The organism is Microbacterium sp. C5A9 (assembly GCF_022627955.1).
Classification (GTDB): domain Bacteria; phylum Actinomycetota; class Actinomycetes; order Actinomycetales; family Microbacteriaceae; genus Microbacterium.
The window spans coordinates 148,126-169,458 of the sequence record NZ_JABXGD010000008.1 but is presented as its reverse complement, the minus strand read 5'-3'; the positions used below and the strand labels follow the sequence as shown (position 1 = coordinate 169,458).

General features: G+C 67.1%; 20 protein-coding genes. 12 read left to right on the top strand and 8 right to left on the bottom strand.

The genetic code is table 11. The features are described 5' to 3' along the window. Nucleotides 1-2 precede the first annotated feature (2 nt). The 7 genes from HWD99_RS15795 (at nucleotide 3) to HWD99_RS15765 (ending at nucleotide 9,498) form a co-directional block, all read left to right on the top strand. On the top strand, nucleotides 3-923 hold the full coding sequence (locus HWD99_RS15795) for an RluA family pseudouridine synthase (protein ID WP_241797139.1): 921 nt from the start codon (nucleotides 3-5) through the stop codon (nucleotides 921-923). Nucleotides 924-964: 41 nt separating this feature from the next. Continuing rightward, nucleotides 965-1,540, top strand: a complete 576-nt coding sequence (locus HWD99_RS15790; protein ID WP_241797138.1) for a GNAT family N-acetyltransferase — start codon at nucleotides 965-967, stop codon at nucleotides 1,538-1,540. Nucleotides 1,541-1,614: 74 nt separating this feature from the next. Beyond that, entirely contained in the window at nucleotides 1,615-5,133 is a 3,519-nt protein-coding gene (gene dnaE, locus HWD99_RS15785) for a DNA polymerase III subunit alpha (protein ID WP_241797137.1), read from the top strand. Nucleotides 5,134-5,249: 116 nt separating this feature from the next. Beyond that, complete coding sequence (locus HWD99_RS15780; RefSeq protein WP_241797136.1) at nucleotides 5,250-6,677, top strand: hypothetical protein; 1,428 nt, start codon at nucleotides 5,250-5,252, stop codon at nucleotides 6,675-6,677. Beyond that, nucleotides 6,677-7,984 carry a histidinol dehydrogenase gene (hisD, locus tag HWD99_RS15775; protein WP_241797221.1) on the top strand — a complete coding sequence of 436 codons (1,308 nt, stop codon included), beginning with the start codon at nucleotides 6,677-6,679 and terminating at the stop codon, nucleotides 7,982-7,984. Before HWD99_RS15780 ends, hisD begins: the two co-directional genes overlap by 1 nt. A 10-nt stretch (nucleotides 7,985-7,994) precedes the next feature. Continuing rightward, a complete protein-coding gene (nrdR, locus tag HWD99_RS15770; RefSeq protein WP_241797135.1) occupies nucleotides 7,995-8,465 on the top strand; it encodes a transcriptional regulator NrdR in 471 nt (156 codons plus the stop codon). Nucleotides 8,466-8,475: 10 nt separating this feature from the next. Then, nucleotides 8,476-9,498 (top strand): quinone-dependent dihydroorotate dehydrogenase, encoded by a 1,023-nt coding sequence (locus tag HWD99_RS15765; protein ID WP_241797134.1) that lies wholly within the window; start codon nucleotides 8,476-8,478, stop codon nucleotides 9,496-9,498. A gap of 73 nt (nucleotides 9,499-9,571) precedes the next feature. Here the strand turns inward: HWD99_RS15765 and HWD99_RS15760 are convergent, their stop codons facing one another. Further along, nucleotides 9,572-10,159 (bottom strand): DUF3043 domain-containing protein, encoded by a 588-nt coding sequence (locus HWD99_RS15760; protein ID WP_241797133.1) that lies wholly within the window; start codon nucleotides 10,157-10,159, stop codon nucleotides 9,572-9,574. Nucleotides 10,160-10,206: 47 nt separating this feature from the next. Here HWD99_RS15760 and HWD99_RS15755 point away from each other — a divergent pair, with 47 nt between their 5' ends. From HWD99_RS15755 to HWD99_RS15735, 5 genes are all read left to right on the top strand, one after another. Then, complete coding sequence (locus HWD99_RS15755; RefSeq protein WP_241797132.1) at nucleotides 10,207-11,628, top strand: dipeptidase; 1,422 nt, start codon at nucleotides 10,207-10,209, stop codon at nucleotides 11,626-11,628. 103 nt (nucleotides 11,629-11,731) lie between these two features. Then, nucleotides 11,732-12,097, top strand: coding sequence for an iron-sulfur cluster insertion protein ErpA (erpA, locus tag HWD99_RS15750; RefSeq protein ID WP_194763425.1), 366 nt, complete (start codon nucleotides 11,732-11,734; stop codon nucleotides 12,095-12,097). Nucleotides 12,098-12,193: 96 nt separating this feature from the next. Further along, on the top strand, nucleotides 12,194-13,096 hold the full coding sequence (gene coxB, locus HWD99_RS15745) for a cytochrome c oxidase subunit II (protein ID WP_241797131.1): 903 nt from the start codon (nucleotides 12,194-12,196) through the stop codon (nucleotides 13,094-13,096). 3 nt (nucleotides 13,097-13,099) lie between these two features. Further along, nucleotides 13,100-14,833, top strand: a complete 1,734-nt coding sequence (gene ctaD, locus HWD99_RS15740) for a cytochrome c oxidase subunit I (RefSeq protein WP_194763423.1) — start codon at nucleotides 13,100-13,102, stop codon at nucleotides 14,831-14,833. A 3-nt stretch (nucleotides 14,834-14,836) separates the two neighbouring features. Beyond that, the gene (locus HWD99_RS15735) at nucleotides 14,837-15,271 is read left to right on the top strand and encodes a cytochrome c oxidase subunit 4 (RefSeq protein ID WP_241797130.1); all 435 of its coding nucleotides are present in this window, start codon (nucleotides 14,837-14,839) and stop codon (nucleotides 15,269-15,271) included. Nucleotides 15,272-15,336: 65 nt separating this feature from the next. On the opposite strand, the gene HWD99_RS15730 is transcribed toward HWD99_RS15735, so the two are convergent. The 7 genes from HWD99_RS15730 to HWD99_RS15700 all read right to left on the bottom strand — a co-directional run bounded on the left by HWD99_RS15730 (nucleotide 15,337) and on the right by HWD99_RS15700 (nucleotide 21,252). Then, nucleotides 15,337-15,756 carry a rhodanese-like domain-containing protein gene (locus HWD99_RS15730; RefSeq protein ID WP_241797129.1) on the bottom strand — a complete coding sequence of 140 codons (420 nt, stop codon included), beginning with the start codon at nucleotides 15,754-15,756 and terminating at the stop codon, nucleotides 15,337-15,339. Between the two features lie 86 nt (nucleotides 15,757-15,842). Continuing rightward, nucleotides 15,843-16,346 carry a GNAT family N-acetyltransferase gene (locus tag HWD99_RS15725; RefSeq protein ID WP_241797128.1) on the bottom strand — a complete coding sequence of 168 codons (504 nt, stop codon included), beginning with the start codon at nucleotides 16,344-16,346 and terminating at the stop codon, nucleotides 15,843-15,845. Further along, nucleotides 16,343-16,756 carry a RidA family protein gene (locus HWD99_RS15720; RefSeq protein WP_241797127.1) on the bottom strand — a complete coding sequence of 138 codons (414 nt, stop codon included), beginning with the start codon at nucleotides 16,754-16,756 and terminating at the stop codon, nucleotides 16,343-16,345. The genes HWD99_RS15725 and HWD99_RS15720 overlap by 4 nt, the downstream gene beginning before the upstream one ends. Nucleotides 16,757-16,850: 94 nt before the next feature. Next, nucleotides 16,851-18,665: a cytochrome bc complex cytochrome b subunit gene (locus HWD99_RS15715; RefSeq protein WP_241797126.1), complete on the bottom strand. Its 1,815-nt coding sequence runs from the start codon at nucleotides 18,663-18,665 to the stop codon at nucleotides 16,851-16,853. Further along, complete coding sequence (locus HWD99_RS15710; RefSeq protein ID WP_241797125.1) at nucleotides 18,662-19,738, bottom strand: ubiquinol-cytochrome c reductase iron-sulfur subunit; 1,077 nt, start codon at nucleotides 19,736-19,738, stop codon at nucleotides 18,662-18,664. Before HWD99_RS15710 ends, HWD99_RS15715 begins: the two co-directional genes overlap by 4 nt. A gap of 36 nt (nucleotides 19,739-19,774) precedes the next feature. After that, the gene (locus HWD99_RS15705) at nucleotides 19,775-20,578 is read right to left on the bottom strand and encodes a c-type cytochrome (protein WP_241797124.1); all 804 of its coding nucleotides are present in this window, start codon (nucleotides 20,576-20,578) and stop codon (nucleotides 19,775-19,777) included. A gap of 20 nt (nucleotides 20,579-20,598) precedes the next feature. Continuing rightward, complete coding sequence (locus HWD99_RS15700; protein ID WP_308220742.1) at nucleotides 20,599-21,252, bottom strand: heme-copper oxidase subunit III; 654 nt, start codon at nucleotides 21,250-21,252, stop codon at nucleotides 20,599-20,601. Between the last annotated feature and the right edge of the window lie 81 nt (nucleotides 21,253-21,333).

Sequence of the window (21,333 nt, the reverse complement as noted above, 5' to 3'; positions counted from 1 at the left end):
CCGTGGAGTCGCGCTCGCTCCCCGTCCCGGACGGGCTCGACGGAACGCGCGTCGATGCCGCCCTCGCGAAGATGCTCGGATTCTCGCGCACCTTCGCCGCCGAGGTCGCCGCTGCCGGCGGTGTGCGCCTCGACGGGGCCGTGCTCGACAAGTCCGATCGCCTCCGCGGCGGCGGATGGCTCGACGTGGAGTGGAAGCCGAAGGAGGAGCCGCGGATCGTGCCGATCGCGGTTCCCGAGCTCGGCATCGTGTACGACGATGATGACATCGTCGTGGTCGACAAGCCGACGGGAGTCGCGGCTCATCCCTCCCTGGGGTGGGAGGGGCCGACCGTGGTCGGCGCTCTCGCCGCAGCGGGCTTCCGCATCTCGACGAGCGGGGCACCCGAGCGCAAGGGAGTCGTGCACCGCCTCGACGTGGGCACCAGCGGATTGATGGTGGTCGCGAAGAGCGAGACCGCGTACACGGCGCTCAAGCATGCGTTCAAGGAACGGACCGTCGAGAAGATCTACCACGCGGTCGTCCAGGGACACCCCGACCCGCTGGCCGGGACCATCGACGCCCCGATCGGACGCCACCCGAACCACTCGTGGAAGTTCGCGGTGACGCCCGACGGCAAGCCTTCGGTGACGCACTACGAGACCCTCGAGGCGTTCCCGGGAGCGTCACTGCTCGAGATCCATCTCGAGACCGGGCGCACGCATCAGATCCGCGTGCACATGGCCGCTCACCGGCATCCGTGCGTGGGCGATCCGCTCTACGGTGCGGACCCGACACTGTCGGCACGGCTCGGTCTCTCGCGGCAGTGGCTCCACGCGCACCGGCTGGGCTTCGCCCATCCGACCACGGGTGACTGGGTGCAGTTCGAGTCCGGATACCCGGCGGATTTCCAGCACGCCCTGGACGTCCTGCGCGGCGACTGAAGGCCCTGGCGTCCCGCCGGTCGCCGAGGCACACTGGTCGCATGAGTGCGATCGAGGTGGTGCCCGCGACCGGATTCGATGACGTCGCGACGCTGGTCGGACCCAAGAAGCCGACGTCGAACGTGTGCTTCTGTCTCAGCTACCGCATCGGCAGCAAGGAGAACGTCGCGCTCCGAGGGCCGGCACGTGCCGACCGGATGCGGGAACTGTGCCGACTGGACCCTCCTCCCGGCGTCATCGCGCGCCTCGACGATGAGCCTGTCGGATGGGCGGCGCTGCATCCGCGTCGCGAGACGAGCTTCGCTCGGAACAGACTCATCCCGCATGTCGACGATCTCGACGTCTGGTCGCTGTGGTGCATCCGCGTTCGTCCCGGCCATCGGAGGCAGGGCATCTCCCATGCCCTGGTCTCCGGCGCCGTCGCGTACGCGAAGAAACGGGGAGCTCCCGCCGTCGAGGCATATCCCGTCGACAACGACGGTGCCACGGTGAATCTGACGATGGCGTACGTGGGCACCCGGAAGCTGTTCGAGGACGCGGGCTTCGAGAAGGCCGCGGACACGGGCTCTGTTCTGGACGGCTTTCCGAGGGTGCTGATGCGCCTCGATCTGCGGTGAGCGAGCCGCTCCGCATCGGGCCGGAGGGTGACCTGCGGGCCTCGGGTGTCCGACGTCGAAAGTAGACTCGAACCATGGCATCAGACTCCTTCGTCCACCTGCATGTCCACAGCGAGTACTCGATGCTGGACGGCGCGGCGAAGATCGGCGCGATGACGCAGGCGGCCGCCGACTACGGCATGCCGGCCATCGCGGTGACCGATCACGGCAACACGTTCGCGGCCTTCGAGTTCTACAAGGCGGCGAACGCCGCAGGCGTCAAGCCCATCGTCGGACTCGAGGCGTACGTCACCCCCGGTACACACCGCAGCGACAAGTCGCGCGTGCAGTGGGGATCGCCCGATCAGAAGAGTGATGACGTCTCGGGTTCCGGTGCGTACACCCACATGACGATGTGGAGCCAGAGCACCGAGGGCATGCACAACCTCTTCCGACTCAGCTCGCTGTCGAGCATGGAGGGGTACTACTTCAAGCCGCGCATGGACCGCGAGCTGCTGCAGACCTACGGCAAGGGGCTGATCGCGACGACCGGCTGCCCCTCGGGCGAGGTGCAGACACGCCTGAGGCTGGGGCAGTACGACGCGGCCAGGGCCGCCGCCGCGGAGTTCCAGGACATCTTCGGCAAGGAGAACTACTTCGCCGAGATCATGGACCACGGCCTCTCCATCGAGCGGCGGGTCATGACCGATCTTCTGAGGCTGTCGAAAGACCTCGGCATCCCGCTGGTCGCGACGAACGACTCGCACTACACGCATCAGCACGAAGCCGATGCGCATGCGGCGCTACTCTGCGTGCAGTCCGGCTCGACGCTCGACGACCCGAATCGGTTCAAGTTCGACGGCGACGGGTATTACATCAAGACCGCCGCCGAGATGCGGCAGATGTTCCGCGACCACCCCGAGGCGTGCGACAACACGCTGCTCATCGCCGAGCGCTGCGAGGTCGAGTTCAACACGGCGGCGAACTTCATGCCGCGCTTCCCCGTGCCCGACGGCGAGACCGAGGACAGCTGGCTCATCAAGGAGGTCGAGGCGGGCCTGCACTACCGGTATCCCGCGGGCATCCCCGACAAGGTCCGCAAGCAGGCGGAGTACGAGACCGGCATCATCCTGCAGATGGGCTTCCCCGGTTACTTCCTCGTGGTCGCCGACTTCATCAACTGGGCCAAGGACAACGGCATCCGGGTGGGTCCCGGACGTGGTTCCGGTGCAGGATCCATGGTCGCCTACGCGATGAAGATCACCGACCTCGATCCCCTCGAGCACGGTCTCATCTTCGAGCGGTTCCTCAACCCCGATCGCGTCTCCATGCCCGACTTCGACGTCGACTTCGACGACCGTCGCCGTGGCGAGGTCATCGACTACGTCACCGCGAAGTACGGCTCGGAGCGCGTCGCCCAAATCGTCACCTACGGAACCATCAAGTCGAAGCAGGCGCTCAAGGACGCCGGTCGCGTGCTCGGATTCCCGTTCAGCATGGGCGAGCGTCTGACCAAGGCGATGCCGCCCCCCGTGATGGGTAAGGACATGCCGCTCGACGGCATGTTCGACTCGGCTCATCCCCGCTACAAGGAGGCGAGCGAGTTCCGGGCGCTGATCGACACCGACCCCGAGGCGAAGACGGTCTTCGACCGCGCGCTGGGACTCGAGGGGCTGAAGCGGCAGTGGGGCGTCCACGCCGCCGGTGTGATCATGTCGTCCGAGCCGCTGCTGGACATCATCCCGATCATGCGGCGCGAGCAGGACGGCCAGATCGTCACGCAGTTCGACTATCCGTCGTGCGAGACGCTCGGCCTCATCAAGATGGACTTCCTGGGGCTCCGCAACCTCACGATCATCTCCGACGCCCTCGACAACATCCGCACGAACCGGGGGGAGGAGCTCGACCTCGAGCACCTCGAACTCGACGACCGCGGGGCATACGACCTCCTCGGCAGGGGCGAGTCGCTCGGTGTCTTCCAGCTCGACGGCGGGCCGATGCGATCGCTGATGCGGTTGATGAAGCCCGACAACTTCGGTGACATCTCGGCGCTCATCGCCCTGTATCGCCCGGGCCCCATGGGAGCGAACTCGCACACGAACTACGCGCTGCGCAAGAACGGCATGCAGCCGATCACGCCTATCCATCCCGAGTTCACGGAGTCGCTCGCCGACATCCTCGACGAGTCCTACGGCCTGATCATCTATCAGGAGCAGGTCATGGCGATCGCCCAGCGCGTGGCCGGGTTCTCACTCGGACAGGCCGACATCCTCCGGCGCGCCATGGGCAAGAAGAAGAAGTCCGAGCTGGACAAGCAGTTCGAGGGCTTCCAGGCGGGAATGCACGCGAACGGGTATTCCGACGGGGCCGTCAACGCGCTCTGGGAGATCCTGCTCCCGTTCTCCGACTACGCCTTCAACAAAGCGCACTCCGCCGCCTACGGGCTCGTGTCCTACTGGACCGCCTACCTCAAGTCGCATTACCCCGCCGAGTACATGGCGGCGCTCCTCACGAGCGTCGGCGACTCGAAGGACAAGATGGCGCTCTACCTCAACGAGTGCCGTCGAATGGGCATCAAGGTCCTGCCGCCCGACGTGTCCGAATCCATCAACTACTTCGCGGCCGTCGGCGACGACATCCGATTCGGCCTCGGTGCGGTCCGCAACGTCGGCAGCAACGTGGTCGACGGAATCGTCAAGGCGCGCAAGGACCAGCGGTTCACCTCGTTCCATCACTTCCTCGACACGGTGCCGTTGCACGTCTCCAACAAGCGCACCGTCGAGTCGCTGATCAAGGCAGGTGCCTTCGACTCCATGGGCGACACGCGTCGCGCGCTCATCGAGGTGCACGAGGATGCCGTCGAGGCGGCGGTGGACCGCAAGCGCAATGAGGCCCAGGGCGCGATCGGCTTCGACTTCGACAGCCTGTACGACGGCATGGACGAAGTCGCGCCGGCGAAGGTCCCCGCGCGACCGGAGTGGATCAAGAAGGACAAGCTCGCGTTCGAGCGGGAGATGCTCGGCCTCTACGTCTCTGATCACCCGCTCGCGGGGCTCGAGGTGCCGCTCGCGAAGCACGCGTCCATCTCGATCCACGTCCTCAACAACTCGGAGGACATACAGGACGGCGATCAGGTGACGGTCGCCGGTCTCGTCACGAGTGTGCAGCACCGTGTGGCGAAGGCGAGCGGGAACCCGTACGGCATGATCACCGTCGAGGACTTCAACGGCGAGGTCACCGTGATGTTCATGGGCAAGACCTACACCGAGTTCCAGCACATCCTGCAGCAGGACTCGATCCTCGCGGTCCGCGGACGGGTCTCCCGCCGGGACGACGGGCTCAACCTCCACGCGCAGTCGGCGTTCGCGCCGGACGTCGGTTCGTTCGACGCCGCAGGTCCACTGGCGCTCGTGCTGGCCGAACAGCGGGCGACGGAGCGGGTGATGCACGACCTCGCCGAGGTGCTCCGCCGCCATGCCGGCGACACAGAGGTGATGTTGCGGGTGCACCGTGGCGGCACCGCCAAGGTGTTCGAAGTGCCGATGCCGGTGAAGGTCTCGGCCGACCTGTTCGGAGATCTGAAATCGCTTCTCGGCCCGAACTGCCTGGGGTGAATGCTGACGCCGGGTGACGCTCCTCGGAGCTGTCGCTCGGACTCCCCGGGTAATATCAGGACGCGTTGGGTGCAGGGCCCTCCAGGCGACGCACCGTGACGAAAGGATCATCCCTCATGAGCGCGGAATCCCCCTTCCCGAATGCCGATCCGTCGGGGTCCGACGACGACACCGTCGTCGACGAGGCGTCCGTCGACGAGGTCTTCTCCGACGACGACGGTGTGCTCTACGACGACGAGGTGACGCCGGAGTACGGCATCCTCGGGTTCACTCTGCGTGAGCTCCTCATCGTCGGCGGCTGGCTGGTCGCGTTCATCGCCTCGTTCTTCCCCTACTTCGGTGAATCCTCCATCTGGGGGAGCGGTCTGCATTGGATCCTTCCGATCGGTCTTCCCACGGTCGCGGTGTTCCTCATCGTCCTCCGCCGCTTCTCGCCCGACGGCATCCGCCGCGTCGGATCCCTGGGCATCGACCAGTTCGCGTCTGTCGCGTTCTCGGTGTCCGCGGTCTTCTGGCTCGCCGAGCTCTGGAACTCCGTCGCGGTCAGCATCGACCTCGGCGTGGTCGTGCTCAGCTGGAACGGCATCGTGCAGTTGATCGCCGCGCTCGCGCTCGTCGTGTTCACGGTCTTCGCCCCGCTCGTGCCCGGCCTCAAGGAGGACTTCCACGGCCGACTCGTGACCCTCGCGCACCGCAACGCGAATCCCGTGCGTCCCGTCATCGCGCGTCCGCGCCCTGTAATCGAACCCGAGGCCGTGCGAGACGAGGACGCTGATCCGGCGGCCGCTCCCGTCGTCGAACCCGACCAGGATGCGACCGCGGCTCCTGTCGTCCACGACGAGTCCGTTCTGACCGCTGCCGACGCGTCTGCGTCTGCGGTGACCGCCGCCCCCGAGCCTCCGGTCGCGGGCGCCCTGCGGTCGAATCGACTCGACCCCGAGCTGTCGGGGGAGCAGGCGACCGACGAGGTCGCCCGTCTCGACCTGGCGGAACAGGTCCCGCTGGCCTCGCACGCCTCCGGCGGAGACACGGGCACCGAGAACGCCACGTCGGACGAGGCATACGTTCCCACCTACTCCCGGCGATCCTGGAACCAGGAGCCCGAGATCGTGTCGGACACGGGCAGCATCGAGTCTCTGATGGGAGCGACGGCGCAAGAGGTCGGCGCCCCGCACTCGGTGGACAGCGCCCAGCACGACACACTCGACCAGCACGAGACACTCGATCAGCGTGGCACTGCCGATCGACACGACGCGTTCGATCAGCACGACGCCGACGCAGCCGAGACGACGGTGCTTCCGACGATCGACGACTCCCGCTCCTCCGACGGCGACGCGTGGCGCGAGACCGAGGCGGCGCAGCCGTTCTGGATCCTCGCCCCGACCGACCGCGACGTGCACGACGAGCGCGGCGACGCCCTCTTCCGCATCGGGCCGAGCGCGTGGGTCCTCGTGATCGAGGACCGCGGCGGCGCCTACGTCGTTCGCGACGACCACGGCCGCATCGGCTATCTGCACGACATCGAAGACATCACGAAGGGCTGATTGTGCGCACCATCGATCTGCGGGGGCGCGAGCTCTCGCCGGCTGACATGCTCGCGGCCGTGCCGCGTGCGACCCAGGCCCGCGCCGAGGCGCTCGACACCGCCGCACGCATCGTCGACGACGTGCAGCAGCGCGGGGCGACGGCGCTGCGTGAGCAGGCCGAGCGATTCGACCGCGTCACCGGGCATGACCTGCGTGTGCCGGCCGAGCACATCGCCGAGGCGATCGAGTCGTTGCAGCCGGAGATCCGCGCGGCCCTCGAAGAGGCCATCCGCCGCGTGCGGCTCGCCTCCGCCGCGCAGGTACCGGATCCCCGGGTCACCGAGATCGGCGCGGGAGCCGTCATCACTCAGCGCTGGCAGCCGGTGCACCGGGTCGGTGTCTACATTCCCGGTGGAAAGGCCGTCTATCCGTCGAGCGTGGTCATGAACGTCGTGCCCGCGCAGGTCGCCGGCGTCGAACAGATCGCCCTCGCCTCACCGCCTCAGCACGACCAGGGCGGGCGCGTGCACCCGGCGATCCTGGCGGCCGCAGGTCTGCTCGGCGTCACCGAGGTCTATGCGATGGGCGGCGCCGGTGCCATCGGCGCCTTCGCGCACGGCGTCGAGAGCATCGGCCTCGACCCCGTCGACGTCGTCTCCGGGCCGGGGAACAACTACGTCGCCTCGGCGAAGCGCGCTGTCGCGGGCGTCGTCGGCACGGATTCCGAAGCCGGCGCCACCGAGATCCTCGTGGTGGCGGACGCGGCGGCGGATGCCCGGCTGGTCGCGGCCGACCTCGTGAGCCAGGCCGAACACGACGAGCAGGCCTCGGCGGTGCTCGTCACCGACTCGGAAGAGCTTGCAGAGCGTGTCGCCCGCGAAGTCGACCGTCAGACCGCAGCGACGCGCCACGCATCCCGGGTCGCGGCCGCGATCGACGGTCCGCAGTCGGCGATCGTCCTCGTCGACGACCGCGCCGGAGCGACCGCCTTCAGCAATGCCTACGCGCCGGAGCACCTCGAACTCCACCTCGTCGACGCCGAGCAGGCCGCCGCCTCGTTCACGAGCGCGGGAGCGGTCTTCGTGGGGGAGAACACCCCGGTGAGCCTCGGTGACTACATGGCCGGGAGCAACCACGTGCTGCCGACCGGCGGCCAAGCACGGTATGCACCGGGTCTGGGCGCGTACACGTTCCTGCGGCCGCAGCAGGTGATCTCGTACGACCGAGCCGCCCTCGCCGCAGTCCGTGACGGCGTCGTCGCGCTCGCGAACACCGAGGTGCTGCCTGCGCACGGTGAGGCGATCGAGGCGCGGTTCACCGCGTAGGATCGGTCAGATGCACTGCCCCTTCTGCCGTCACTCGGACTCTCGGGTCATCGATTCCCGCACCAGCGACGACGGTCTGTCGATCCGCCGACGACGCCAGTGTCCGGAATGCGGTGGTCGTTTCACGACGACGGAGACCGCGAGCCTGAACGTGATCAAGCGCTCGGGGGTCATGGAGCCGTTCAGTCGCGAGAAGGTCATCTCCGGGGTGCGCAAGGCCTGCCAGGGGCGACCCGTCACGGAAGCCGACCTCGCGATCCTCGCCCAGCGCGTCGAAGAGGCGGTCCGGCAGACCGGGGTCTCGCAGCTCGACACGAATGAGATCGGGCTGGCGATCCTCGGCCCGCTCCGCGATCTCGACGAGGTCGCCTACCTGCGGTTCGCGAGCGTCTATCAGGCGTTCGACTCGCTCGAGGACTTCGAGAGCGCCATCACCGACCTCCGTGCGGATCACGTGAAGCGGGAGCCGGTCGAGCGGTAATCTGGCAGGGATGTATCCGCTGCTCTTCCGCGCTGTCCTGTCGCGCTTCGATCCCGAGTTCGCCCATCACGCCGGCATGGCGGTGATTCGTGTTCTCGGTACGCCGCCCTTCTCCTGGGCGACCCGTGCCGTCACGAAGCCGGATCCGTCGCTGCGGGTCGAGACGCTCGGACTCACCTTCCCGTCGCCGTTCGGTGTCGCTGCGGGCTTCGACAAGAACGCGGTCGGCGTGCGCGGGCTCGCCGCGCTCGGCTTCGGCCACGTCGAGGTCGGTACCCTCACCGCGATCCCGCAGGAGGGCAACCCCCGACCTCGTCTCTTCCGGCTGGTCGCGGATCGCGCCGTGATCAACCGGATGGGGTTCAACAACCGCGGGGCCCATGCCGCGGCACGACGCCTCGCGAAGCTCCGCCGTGGCGCTCCCGACACGGTGGTCGGCGTGAACATCGGCAAGAGCCGGGTGGTCGACGTCGAGCACGCGACCGACGACTACGTCGCCTCGGCCACCGCGCTCGCACCGCTCGCGGACTACCTCGCGGTCAACGTCTCGTCGCCGAACACGCCCGGACTCCGCGGGCTCCAGGCGGTCGAGACCCTGGCGCCGCTTCTGCGGGCCGTGCGCGAAGCCTCGGGGGAAACCCCGCTCCTCGTCAAGATCGCTCCCGACCTCTCCGATGACGAGATCGTCGCCATCGCGCAGCTCGCGGTCGCCGAAGGACTCGCCGGGATCATCGCGCACAACACCACCATCAGTCGCGAGGGTCTGATCACCGACGCATCGGTCGTCGAGGCGGCCGGCGCCGGTGGACTCTCGGGAGCTCCGCTGAAGAAGCGCTCCCTCGAGGTGCTCCGCCTCGTCCGAGGCGCGGTGCCCTCCGAATTCTGCGTGATCGCGGTCGGCGGCGTCGAGACGCCCTCCGACGTGCAGGAGCGGCTCGATGCGGGCGCCACGCTCGTCCAGGGCTACACCGCGTTCCTCTATCGGGGACCGTTCTGGGGGCGCGAGATCAACCGCGGCCTCGTCCGTCGCTGAGACGGCGTCGACGCATGAGAAAGGCGTCCGACGCTCCACGGAGCATCGGACGCCTTTCGTCGTGTCATGCGGATCAGTCGGGGTACTGACCGCGCTTGACCTGAGGCTTGGGCAGACGCATGAACCGCATCTGCAGCGAACGCATCGCCGCGTACCAGCCGAGGCCGCGCTCCATGCGCTCCTTGCCGAACTTCGCCGAGATCTTGCGCTTCACCCGCATGCCGAGCAGGATCATGCCGCCGATCGCGAGGATCAGGTAGGCCATCATCACGAGGTACGCCCAACCCGCAACGGCGAATCCGGCGATGGCGAGGCTCGGCGGCAGGAGGGAGATGAGGATCACGAGCACCATGACGCCCATCACGAACTCGGCGGGCTGCCACGACGCATCCACGTAGTCGCGGACCCAGCGACGCTGCGGTCCCTTGTCGCGCGCCGGGAGGTACTTCTCCTCGCCGGCCGCGAGACCGGCCTGAGCACGGTTGCGTCGCTCGTTCAGTTCGGCGCGCGCGGCGGCCTTGGCCTCTTTGGTGTTGGCCACGAGGGGACGGCGGCGTGCCGCCTCCTGCTCCGCGCGGGTCGGCGTCGCGCGTCCCTTGCCCGCGGTGGGCGTCTCGGGGGCGTCGTCGTTCGTCGAAGGAGTGGAGGGGGAAGTGGCCACGAGGTTCCTCGGTTCGGGTGAAGGCGGATCACCTTAAGATTACTCGCATGACTTCTCCTGCTCAGCCCGGTGCCCAGAATCTCTCCAGCGATCGCGAGCCCGCCGTCCTCGAAGCCGTGGCGACCGGTCACCCCGCGGCACTGAGCGATCTGGGACAGCTCGTGCGCATTCCGGGCATGGCATGGCCCGCGTTCGATCAGACGCAGCTCGAGCGCAGCTCCGAGGCCGTCGCGGCACTCGCCGAGGGGACGGGCGTCTTCGACGACGTCCGCATCCTGCGCGCGGCGATCCCCGGCACCGACGAGGTGGGGCAGCCCGCCGTGCTCGCGACCCGCGCCGCACGCAACGGCAAGCCGACGATCCTCCTCTACGCCCACCACGACGTGCAGCCTCCCGGAGACGACGCCCTCTGGGAGACCCCGCCGTTCGAGCCGACCGTCCGTGACGGTCGGCTGTACGGTCGCGGCGCGGCCGACGACAAGGCGGGGATCATGGCGCACATCGCGTCGATCCGGGCCGTCGCCGAGGCGATCGGCGACGATCTCGAACTCGGCATCGCGATGTTCATCGAGGGGGAAGAGGAGTACGGCTCCCGTTCGTTCGCCCAGTTCCTCGCCGACAACAAGGACGCGCTGCGTGCGGATGCGATCGTGGTCGCGGACTCGGGGAACTGGGATTCCGTGACGCCGGGGCTCACGGTCTCGCTGCGCGGAAATGCGCGGTTCACGGTGCGTGTGCGGACCCTCGATCACGCATCGCACTCCGGGATGTTCGGTGGGGCGGTGCCCGACGCGATGATGGCGACGGTGCGGATGCTCTCCACGCTGTGGAACGAGGACGGCTCCGTGGCGGTCGAGGGATTGGTCGAGCGCGACGCGGCGACTCCGGACTACACCGAAGACACGCTTCGCGATGAGGCCGGGCTCCTCGCGGGGGTGTCGCCGATCGGCGACGGGACGATCCTGAGCCGCATCTGGAACAAGCCGTCCGTCACCGTGATCGGCATCGACGCCACGAGCGTCGCGGCGGCGTCGAACACGCTCCTGCCCGAGGTGAGCGTGGTCATCAGCGCGCGCGTCGCGCCGGGACAGTCCGGAGAGGACGCGTACGCCGCTCTGGAGGCGCACCTTCGCGCGAACGCCCCGTTCGGTGCGGAGCTCACCTTCTCCGATGTGGACCTCGGCAACGGGTTCCTCGTCGACACCAGCGGCTGGGCCGTGGCCCTCACGCGCGACGCGATGCGCGACGGGTACGGGGTGGCCCCGGTCGATCTCGGCGTCGGGGGATCCATCCCGTTCATCGCCGACCTCGTCCGCGAGTTCCCCGACGCGCAGATCCTGGTCACGGGGGTGGAGGATCCGCACTCCCGCGCGCACAGCCCGAACGAGTCGCTGCACCTCGACACCTTCCGACACGCCGTGACGACCGAGGCCCTGCTGCTCTCCCGGATGAACGACATCGTCATCTGATCCGAGCGGATCGGGTCCACACCGACCCCACCCGCCCCGCAGTCGACGACGCGGGGTAAAATCGAGCTACCTGCCGTGCGAGCGGCCCGTCACAAGGAGCGACATGAGCGACACCACACTGACTTCCGCAGAGACCACTCAGGCGCACGGCGTGAAGCTGACCGACGCCGCCGCCGTCAAGGTCAAGAACCTCCTCGAGCAGGAAGGCCGCGACGACCTCCGTCTGCGCGTCGCCGTCCAGCCCGGCGGATGCTCCGGCCTGATCTACCAGCTCTACTTCGACGAGCGTTTCCTCGAGGGTGACGAGACCGTCGACTTCGACGGTGTCGAGGTCATCATCGACAACATGAGCGTGCCGTACCTCGACGGCGCATCGATCGACTTCAAGGACACGATCTCGGAGCAGGGCTTCACGATCGACAACCCGAACGCCGCGGGCAGCTGCGCCTGCGGAGACAGCTTCCACTGATCCGTTCGACCTCGCCAACCTGCGTGGTTGGCATGAATCAGGTGTGAGGTTGCCCTAGACTTGGGTTTGCCCTGTCCGCAATCTGAAAGGTGCATCGTGCCCTCGAAACGCCGCCTTCGTTGGGCCGCCCTCCCTGTGGGAGTCGCGGCAGCCGTGGCCCTGGCGGGATGTACTCCCACCGAGCTCCATGGCTACCTCCCGGGGTTCGTAGAGGACGGTACCGCCGCTACAAACCAGACCGACCGTGTCGCGTCGCTCTGGGTGAACTCCTGGATCGTCCTCCTCGCTGTGGGCGTCATCACCTGGGGTCTGATGGCCTGGGCCGCGATCGCGTACCGACGCCGCAAGGGCCAGACCGGCCTTCCGGTGCAGATGCGGTACAACATGCCGATCGAGATCTTCTACACGATCGTGCCGCTGATCCTCGTCCTCGGGATGTTCTTCTTCACGGCGCGGGATCAGACCGCGATCGAGGCGAAGTGGGACGACCCCGACGTCGAGATCACCGCCATCGCGAAGCAGTGGGCATGGGACTTCCAGTACGACGGCGAAGAGGACGACAACGCCGACGCCGTGTGGACCATGGGCATCCAGGCTCAGCCCGATGCCGACGGCAACATCGACCAGGAGCAGCTGCCGACGCTGGTGCTCCCCGTCGACAAGAAGGTCACGATCGACCTCCAGTCGCGTGACGTCATCCACTCCTTCTGGATCATCGACTTCCTGTACAAGAAGGACATGTACATCGGCAAGGACAACTCCTGGTCCTTCATCCCGACCCGTGTCGGCGAGTACGCCGGTAAGTGCGCCGAGCTCTGCGGCGAGTACCACTCGATGATGCTCTTCAACGTGAAGGTCGTCGAACAGGACGAATACGACGCCTACCTCGAGTCGCTCGAGCAGGCCGGAAACACGGGCGACATCACCGACGCGTACGACCGTCTGGCGAACTACCCCGGCACCACCGCGCAGAACGACTCCGAAGAAGGAGAGGAGTAAGCCATGTCGACGACTGAAGCACCCCGCACCGACGAGGCCCCTCGCTCCCGTCCGTCCGCACTGCCCGCCCGCCAGGCCGCTCTGATGAGCTCCTCGCGTGTCGAGCAGAAGGGCAACATCGTCGTCAAGTGGATCACCTCCACCGACCACAAGACGATCGGGTACATGTATCTGATCGCGTCGGTGCTGTTCTTCCTCCTCGGCGGCGTGATGGCCCTCGTGATCCGCGCAGAGCTGTTCGCTCCCGGGATGCAGATCATCCCGACCAAGGAGCAGTACAACCAGCTGTTCACGATGCACGGCACGATCATGCTCCTCATGTTCGCGACGCCGCTCTTCGCGGGGTTCGCGAACGCGATCCTGCCCCTCCAGATCGGCGCGCCCGACGTGGCGTTCCCGCGTCTGAACGCTTTCGCCTTCTGGCTCTTCCTCTTCGGCTCGACGATCGCCGTCGCCGGGTTCCTCACGCCGCAGGGCGCTGCCTCGTTCGGCTGGTTCGCCTATCAGCCGCTCGCGAGCGCGTCCTTCTCGCCGGGAGCCGGTGGAAACCTCTGGATGCTGGGTCTCGGCATCTCCGGTTTCGGAACGATCCTCGGTGCCGTGAACTTCATCACGACGATCATCACGATGCGCGCTCCGGGCATGACGATGTGGCGCATGCCGATCTTCACGTGGAACACGCTCATCACGAGCCTCCTGATCCTCATGGCCTTCCCGGTCCTGGCCGCCGCGATCTTCGCCGCCGGTGCCGACCGCGTCCTCGGCGCACACATCTACGACCCCGCGAACGGCGGCGTGCTCCTCTGGCAGCACCTGTTCTGGTTCTTCGGTCACCCTGAGGTGTACATCATCGCGCTGCCGTTCTTCGGAATCGTCTCGGAGATCTTCCCGGTCTTCAGCCGCAAGCCGATCTTCGGTTACAAGACCCTGGTCTACGCGACGATCGCGATCGCCGCTCTCTCCGTGGCCGTGTGGGCACACCACATGTACGTCACCGGATCCGTGCTGCTGCCGTTCTTCGCCCTGATGACGATGCTGATCGCGGTGCCGACGGGCGTGAAGATCTTCAACTGGATCGGAACGCTCTGGCGAGGTTCCGTGACCTTCGAGACCCCGATGGTCTTCGCCCTCGGCTTCCTCGTGTCGTTCGTCTTCGGTGGTCTGACGGGTGTCATCCTCGCGGCTCCTCCGCTCGACTTCGCGCTGTCGGACTCCTACTTCGTCGTGGCGCACTTCCACTACGTCGTCTTCGGAACCGTCGTGTTCGCGATGTTCGCTGGCTTCTACTTCTGGTGGCCCAAGTGGACCGGACGCATGCTCAACGAGCGTCTCGGCTACGTGCACTTCTGGATGCTCTTCATCGGCTTCCACATGACCTTCCTCATCCAGCACTGGCTGGGCGTCGACGGCATGGTGCGTCGCTACGCGGACTACTCCGCGGCCGACGGCTGGACCTGGGGCAACCAGGTGTCGACGATCGGAGCGATCATCCTCGGTGCGTCGATGCTGCCGTTCTTCCTGAACGTCTGGATCACGTCCCGCAAGGCGCCGAAGGTCACCGTCAACGACCCGTGGGGTTACGGCGCATCGCTCGAGTGGGCGACGTCCTGCCCGCCCCCGCGTCACAACTTCACGTCGATCCCGCGCATCCGCAGCGAGCGTCCGGCATTCGACCTGAACCACCCGGAGGCGGCGGAGTTCACCACCACCGTCCCCGGCGAGCGAGAGGGCCACTGAGCCATGCGCGACAACGTCATCCTCTGGTGGGTCCTGACCGCCTTCTTCGCCCTGGTCGGTGTCGTCTACACCGGCTGGCACATCCTCGCGACGCCGGCGGACAACTTCGCCGCGCGGATCGAGTGGGTGGGAACCGTGGCGCTGTTCTTCGCAGCGTTCATGGGCGCGATGATCGCGTTCTACCTGGACCGCACGCACAAGGCGCAGAACGGTGAGCTGCCGGAAGACATCCTCACCAGCGACATCGACGACGGCGACCCCGAGCTGGGCGAGTTCAGCCCGTGGTCCTGGTGGCCGCTCGTGCTCGCGGGCTCGGCTGCGGTCTTCGTGGTCGGTCTGGCCGTCGGTCACTTCCTGCTCCCGATCGGTCTCGCGATCTTCGTCGTGGCGATCGTCGGCTGGGTGTACGAGTACTACCGCGGCAACTTCGCCCGCTGAGACACCGACGCACGAGAGAGGCCCCCGGGATTCGTCCCGGGGGCCTCTCTCGTGCGTCGTGTCCGTCAGGCGCGGGTGCGGATGCGAGCGATCCCGGTGAGCGGATCCACGGGGCGTCGGTGGATGCCGTCGGCATCCGCGACCGGATAGCCCTCGCGGACCCAGTACTCGAACCCGCCGATCATCTCGCGGACGTCGTAGCCGAGCTTCGCGAACTCCAGGGCCCCCTTGGCTCCGGCGTTGCATCCGGGGCTCCAGCAGTAGACGACGACGGAGGCGCCGACGGGGATCTCCTGGGGCGCGCGTGCGGCGATCTCGCTGTAGTGCATGTGCACCGCTCCTGCGATGCGGCCCTGGGCCCAGGCGGCCTCGGAGCGCACGTCGACGATGACGGGGCTGTCATCGGACGACAGCGCGGCGTAGGCGTCGCTGGCGTCGGTCTCGTACGCGAGTCTGGCGGCGAAGTAGTCAGCACGATCGATCATGACGCCAGCCTAGGAGAGACGATGCGCGGTGCGCCGTCGTCATCCGGACGTCGGCGCACCGGTTCCTGCCAGTCTGCGTGGGGGCCTCACAGCTCCGCTGTCATCTGCACGCGGCGTCCGTAGCGATCGAGTCCCAGTCCGGCCTCCGTCTCGACGAGTCCGCGCTGGAAGGCCGTCTCGGGCAGGCTCTCGAGAAACCCGCAGGACGCGTAGAACGGCGCGTTCCAGGGCACCTCCGCATAGGTCCGCAGGGTGATGCGCGTATAGCCGCGCTCGCGCGCCTCGCGGAGCGCGGCGTCGACGAGGAGGCGTCCGAATCCCTGACGCCCCGAGGAGGGGAGCACCGAGAGCTGCTCGAGATGGGCATGTCCGTCCGCATCGAGGACATGGACGAAGCCGACGGGGGAGGAGTCGTCGGGATCCTCGAGGATCAGCACGAAGCCGGGCGCTCCCAATCGTTCGAGCGCATCTCCGGCCGGCGGCCACTCCGGCGCGCCGAGACTGTCGGTCAGGAGCGCATCGGCTTGTGTCTCGATCATCCGGATGATCTGCGCATCATCGGCTGCGGCTGAGCGGATCACGGCGGTCATCGGGGATCCTCCGCGATCGCGGCGACAGCTTCGATCTCGACGAGCTGGTGATCGTAGCCCAGCACCGTCACGCCCAGGAGGGTGCTCGGGACGTCGTGCGAGCCGAAGCCCTCGTGAATCACATCCCAGGCGGTCACGAGGTCGGCCTGGCTCGTCGACGCGACGAGCACACGCGTGCTGATGACGTCGGTCAGTGCGGCGCCGCTGGCCCGAAGCGCCTCCTGCAGCGTCTCCATGCATCGTGCGGCCTGCGCGGCGTAGTCACCCGGGGCGGTGGTGGTGCCGTCGTCTTCGAGTGGGCAGGAGCCGGCGAGGAAGATCAGCCGCGAGCCGGCGGGTGCGGTCGCCGCGTAGGCATAGGGGGCGGCGGCGAGGTCGGTCGAACGGATGAGTTGGACTGCGGAGCTCATGATCCGATCCTTCCATGCCGACATGAGAGGCGCCCGGACACGCGAAAGGCCCTGTCCGAGACGGACAGGGCCTTTCGACGGGGGAGCGGCGTGCTTACTCGCCCTCCTCCGACTTCTTCTTGCGGGGCTTCTTCACCGGCTCGGTCGAGATGACCGTGCTGGGGGTGTTCGGCGTCTCGTCGACGTGCGTCTCATCCACGGTCAGAGGCGCATCCGGGAACCCTGCACGCTCGTGCGCGCCCTGGATCTCCGCGGCCTCTGTCTCGTCGTTGTGCGCGGTGACGTGGTGCTGGTGCGCATCCGCGGCCTCGACCTCTGCCTGCGTGAGCGGAGCGAGACGGTCTTCGAAGAACCACCGAGACACGGAGGACCGCAGGTTCTCGGTCCACGAGATGCGTCCCTTCGCGTTGGGGCGCACGACGAGCGGCTCGTAGCCGTCGACATCGATGAGCTTCCAGCGGTCGTACTTGTCGACCGGCTGGTGCACCTCGATGAACTCGCCGCCGGGAAGGCGGACGATGCGTCCGGACTCGTACCCGTGGAGCACGATCTCGCGGTCCTTCTTCTGCAGCGCGATCGCGATGCGCTTCGTGACGAAGTAGCCGAGGATCGGTCCGACGAAGAGCAGCGCCTGGAGCGTGTGGATGACACCCTCCATCGTCAGCATGAAGTGCGTCGCGATGAGGTCGGAGGATGCTGCAGCCCACAGCACGGCGTAGAAGATGACGCCGGCCACGCCGATGGCGGTGCGGGTCGCGGCGTTGCGGGGACGCTGTGCGATGTGGTGCTCGCGCTTGTCGCCCGTGACCCACGCCTCGATGAAGGGGTAGATCGCGACGAGCACGATGAACAGGCCCAGCACGGCGACGGGCAGCAGGATCCCGAACGACCAGGTGTGGTTGAGGAACACGACGTCGAGGTTCGACGGGGCGAGTCGCAGCGCACCGTCGGCGAATCCGATGTACCAGTCAGGCTGGGTACCGGCGGACACGGGAGACGGGTCGTAGGGGCCGTAGTTCCAGATCGGGTTGATCTGGAAGAACGTCGCGATCAGCACGATCGTGCCGAACACGATGAACAGGTAGCCGCCCATCTTCGACATGTAGACCGGCATCATCGGGTAGCCCACGACGTTGTCGTTCGTGCGGCCGGGGCCGGCGAACTGCGTGTGCTTGTTGACGATCATCAGCATCAGGTGCACGACGATCAGGCCGATGACCAGCAGCGGCAGCAGCAGGATGTGCAGCGTGTAGAGGCGACCGACGATGTCGGTACCGGGGAACTCGCCGCCGAAGAGGAGGAACGAGATCCAGGTGCCGACGACCGGGAAGCCCTTGATCATGCCGTCGATGATGCGGAGGCCGTTGCCCGAGAGCAGGTCGTCGGGGAGCGAGTAGCCCGTGAAGCCCTCGGCCATCGCGAGGATGAACAGCACGAAGCCGATGACCCAGTTGAGCTCGCGCGGCTTGCGGAAGGCGCCCGTGAAGAAGACGCGCAGCATGTGCACGCCGATGCCGGCGACGAAGACCAGAGCGGCCCAGTGGTGGATCTGGCGGACCAGGAGACCACCGCGGAGGTCGAACGAGATGTGCAGGGACGACTCGAGGGCCGCCGACATCTCGATGCCGCGCATCGGGGCGTAGGCGCCGGTGTAGTGCGTCTCGACCATCGACGCCTGGAAGAAGAACGTCAGGAAGGTTCCGGAGAGGAACACGACGACGAAGCTCCACAGCGCGATCTCGCCGAGCATGAACGACCAGTGGTCGGGGAAGATCTTGCGTCCGAGCTCCTTGACGAAGCCGGAGATGCTGGTGCGCTCATCGATGTAGTTCGACGCGGCGCCGACGAATCGGCCGCCGAGAGGCGCCTTGTTGTCCTTGTCCTCTTTGGACAGCGTTGCGGTGCTCAATGGCGCTCCCAGAAGCTCGGGCCGACGGGCTCGGTGAAGTCACTGCGTGCGATGAGGTAGCCCTCGTCGTCGACGGTGATGGGCAGCTGCGGCAGCGGACGTGCGGCAGGTCCGAAGATGACCTTGGCGTGATCCGTGACGTCGAACTGCGACTGGTGGCAGGGGCAGAGGAGGTGGTGGGTCTGCTGCTCGTACAGTGCCACCGGGCAGCCGACGTGCGTGCAGACCTTCGAGTACGCGACGATGCCGTCGTACGACCAGTCCTTGCGGTCCTCGGCCTCGACGAGCTGCTCGGGGCGCAGGCGCATCATCAGCACGATGGCCTTCGCCTTCTCCTCGAGGTAGCCGTCGTGGTGGCTGAGGTCGGCGAGGTCCTCCGGGATGACGTGGAAGGCCGAGCCGAGCGTGACGTCCGCAGCGCGGATCGGAGTGCCGTCGGGGTCGCGCACCAGGCGCGCGCCCTTCTCCCACATCGTGTGCTTGAGCAGAGCGACAGGGTCACCGGCAGTCGGGTCGTCGGGGGTGCTGTGCGGAGCGAGCCCGCGGAAGAGGGTCACGCCGGGGATGATCGAGGCCACGATCGCCGCGAACAGCGAGTTGCGGATCATCGTGCGACGTCCGAAGCCGGACTCCTCGTTCGCCGTGGCGAAGGCCTCGACGACGGCTTCGCGGGTCGAGTCCTTGCCGCGCGTGGGGTGGCGGTGCTCGATGTGCTCCTTGTCGCTCATCAGCGCCTTGGACCAGTGGATCGCACCGATACCGATCGCAAGGAGCGCGAGCGAGATGCCGAGACCGATGAAGAGGTTGTTCTGACGGATGTCGATGAGCGCGCCGCTCTCGATGGGGAAGAGCATGTAGGCGGCGACCGCCCAGATGCTTCCTGCCAGCGAGAGATAGAACAGGGTGTAGACCGTGCGCTCCGCAGCCTTCTCAGCGCGCGGGTCCTTGTCGGTCATCCGCTCGCGGTGCGGCGGCAGCCCGGGGTTCTGCACGGGATCGCTGACTGCGACACCCAGCCCCGGAGAGGGCTGGTAGGCCCTGTCAAGAGCCTGCGAGTCGTCGTCGTGTGCCATGGTGCTCCTCGTACGTTCCTCTTCGATGAATAAGCGTCAGTTGGACTTCGCCGTGATCCACACGGTGATGGCGACGAGCGCGCCGATCCCGAAGATCCAGACGAACAGGCCCTCGGACACGGGGCCCAGCGAACCGAGCGAGAATCCGCCGATCTGCACCGACTGCTGCTGGTAGAGCAGCGCCGAGATGATGTCGCGCTTGTCCTCGTCGGACAGGTTCATGTCGCCGAAGACGGGCATGTTCTGGGGGCCGGTGACCATCGCGGCGTACATGTGCAGCGCGCTGGTCTCGGTCAGGGCCGGGGCGTACTTGCCCTCGGTGAGCGCACCACCCGCGGCGGCCACGTTGTGGCACATGGCGCAGTTGACGCGGAACAGCTCTGCGCCGTTCGCGACGTCGCCCTCGCCGTCGAGGATGTGCTCGTCGGGGAAGGTCGGGCCGGGAGCGGACTCCTGCACGAACGACGAGATCGCGAGGATCTGGTCTTCCGTGAACTGCGGCTCCTTCTGCGGTGCCTGCGGTCCCTGCATCTGCAGCGGCATGCGACCCGTGGAGAGCTGGAACTCCGTCGCGAGCTCGCCGACGCCGTAGAGGCTGGGGCCGTTGGCGGTGCCCTGCAGGTCGAGACCGTGACAGGTGGCGCAGTTCGCCTGGAACAGCTTCTCGCCGTCCTCGACGGTGAGCGTGCTCTCCGCAGCGGTCGTGGTGTCGGTCGCGGCGAACGCGGCCGATGCGCCAGCGTACACGGCGCCGGTGATCATGAGTCCTGCTCCGATGAGGGCGACCGCTGCCAGGGGGCTGCGGCGACCGTTCGAACGGCGCTTCTTCTCTCGTGCCATCTCGGGGATCAGCTCCGCTCTTATTTCAGGAAGTAGATAACGACGAACAGCACGATCCAGACGACGTCGACGAAGTGCCAGTAGTAGGACACCACGATCGAGGAGGTCGCCTCCTTGTGCCGGAAATTCTTGACGGCGTATGCGCGTCCGATGACGAGCAGGAACGCGATGAGACCGCCGGTGACGTGGAGGGCGTGGAAGCCGGTCGTCAGGTAGAACGCGGATGCGTAGGAGTCGGCGCTGATCGGCATGCCCTCAGCCACCAGAGTGGCGTACTCCCAGACCTGGCCTGCGACGAAGATCGAGCCGAGCGCGAAGGTGAGGAAGAACCACTCGACCATTCCCCAGCCGAAGAGGCGACGGCGTCCTGCGCCGTTCTTCTGTCCCTTGGCGAGGCGGTAGGGCTGCAGGTCCTCGGCCGCGAACACGCCCATCTGGCACGTGAACGAGGAGAGCACCAGGATGGCCGTGTTGACGAACGCGAACGGAACGTTCAGCAGTTCGGTGCGGTCGGCCCAGAGCTCGGGGGAGGTGCTGCGGAGCGTGAAGTAGATCGCGAAGAGTCCCGCGAAGAACATCACCTCGCTGCCGAGCCACACAATGGTGCCGACAGCTACCGGGTTGGGGCGCTTGATCGTTCTTGCCGCCGGGGCATACGTCGCTGAGGTCGTCACCCTTCCATTATGGCCGATCCTCGGGCGTGATTCTCGCACCGACGGCCCTCGAATGGCGGTGATTCGACTTAGGCAACCCTA

Bases quoted from the DNA above. Each gene is read 5' to 3' on its own strand.
- HWD99_RS15735 (WP_241797130.1), top strand. From the start codon at position 14,837: ATGCGCGACAACGTCATCCTCTGGTGGGTCCTGACCGCCTTCTTCGCC.
- HWD99_RS15730 (WP_241797129.1), bottom strand. From the start codon at position 15,756: ATGATCGATCGTGCTGACTACTTCGCCGCCAGACTCGCGTACGAGACC.
- erpA (WP_194763425.1), top strand. From the start codon at position 11,732: ATGAGCGACACCACACTGACTTCCGCAGAGACCACTCAGGCGCACGGC.
- HWD99_RS15765 (WP_241797134.1), top strand. From the start codon at position 8,476: ATGTATCCGCTGCTCTTCCGCGCTGTCCTGTCGCGCTTCGATCCCGAG.
- nrdR (WP_241797135.1), top strand. From the start codon at position 7,995: ATGCACTGCCCCTTCTGCCGTCACTCGGACTCTCGGGTCATCGATTCC.
- HWD99_RS15755 (WP_241797132.1), top strand. From the start codon at position 10,207: ATGACTTCTCCTGCTCAGCCCGGTGCCCAGAATCTCTCCAGCGATCGC.
- HWD99_RS15780 (WP_241797136.1), top strand. From the start codon at position 5,250: ATGAGCGCGGAATCCCCCTTCCCGAATGCCGATCCGTCGGGGTCCGAC.
- HWD99_RS15720 (WP_241797127.1), bottom strand. From the start codon at position 16,756: ATGAGCTCCGCAGTCCAACTCATCCGTTCGACCGACCTCGCCGCCGCC.
- HWD99_RS15705 (WP_241797124.1), bottom strand. From the start codon at position 20,578: ATGGCACGAGAGAAGAAGCGCCGTTCGAACGGTCGCCGCAGCCCCCTG.
- HWD99_RS15710 (WP_241797125.1), bottom strand. From the start codon at position 19,738: ATGGCACACGACGACGACTCGCAGGCTCTTGACAGGGCCTACCAGCCC.
- HWD99_RS15725 (WP_241797128.1), bottom strand. From the start codon at position 16,346: ATGACCGCCGTGATCCGCTCAGCCGCAGCCGATGATGCGCAGATCATC.
- ctaD (WP_194763423.1), top strand. From the start codon at position 13,100: ATGTCGACGACTGAAGCACCCCGCACCGACGAGGCCCCTCGCTCCCGT.
- HWD99_RS15790 (WP_241797138.1), top strand. From the start codon at position 965: ATGAGTGCGATCGAGGTGGTGCCCGCGACCGGATTCGATGACGTCGCG.
- dnaE (WP_241797137.1), top strand. From the start codon at position 1,615: ATGGCATCAGACTCCTTCGTCCACCTGCATGTCCACAGCGAGTACTCG.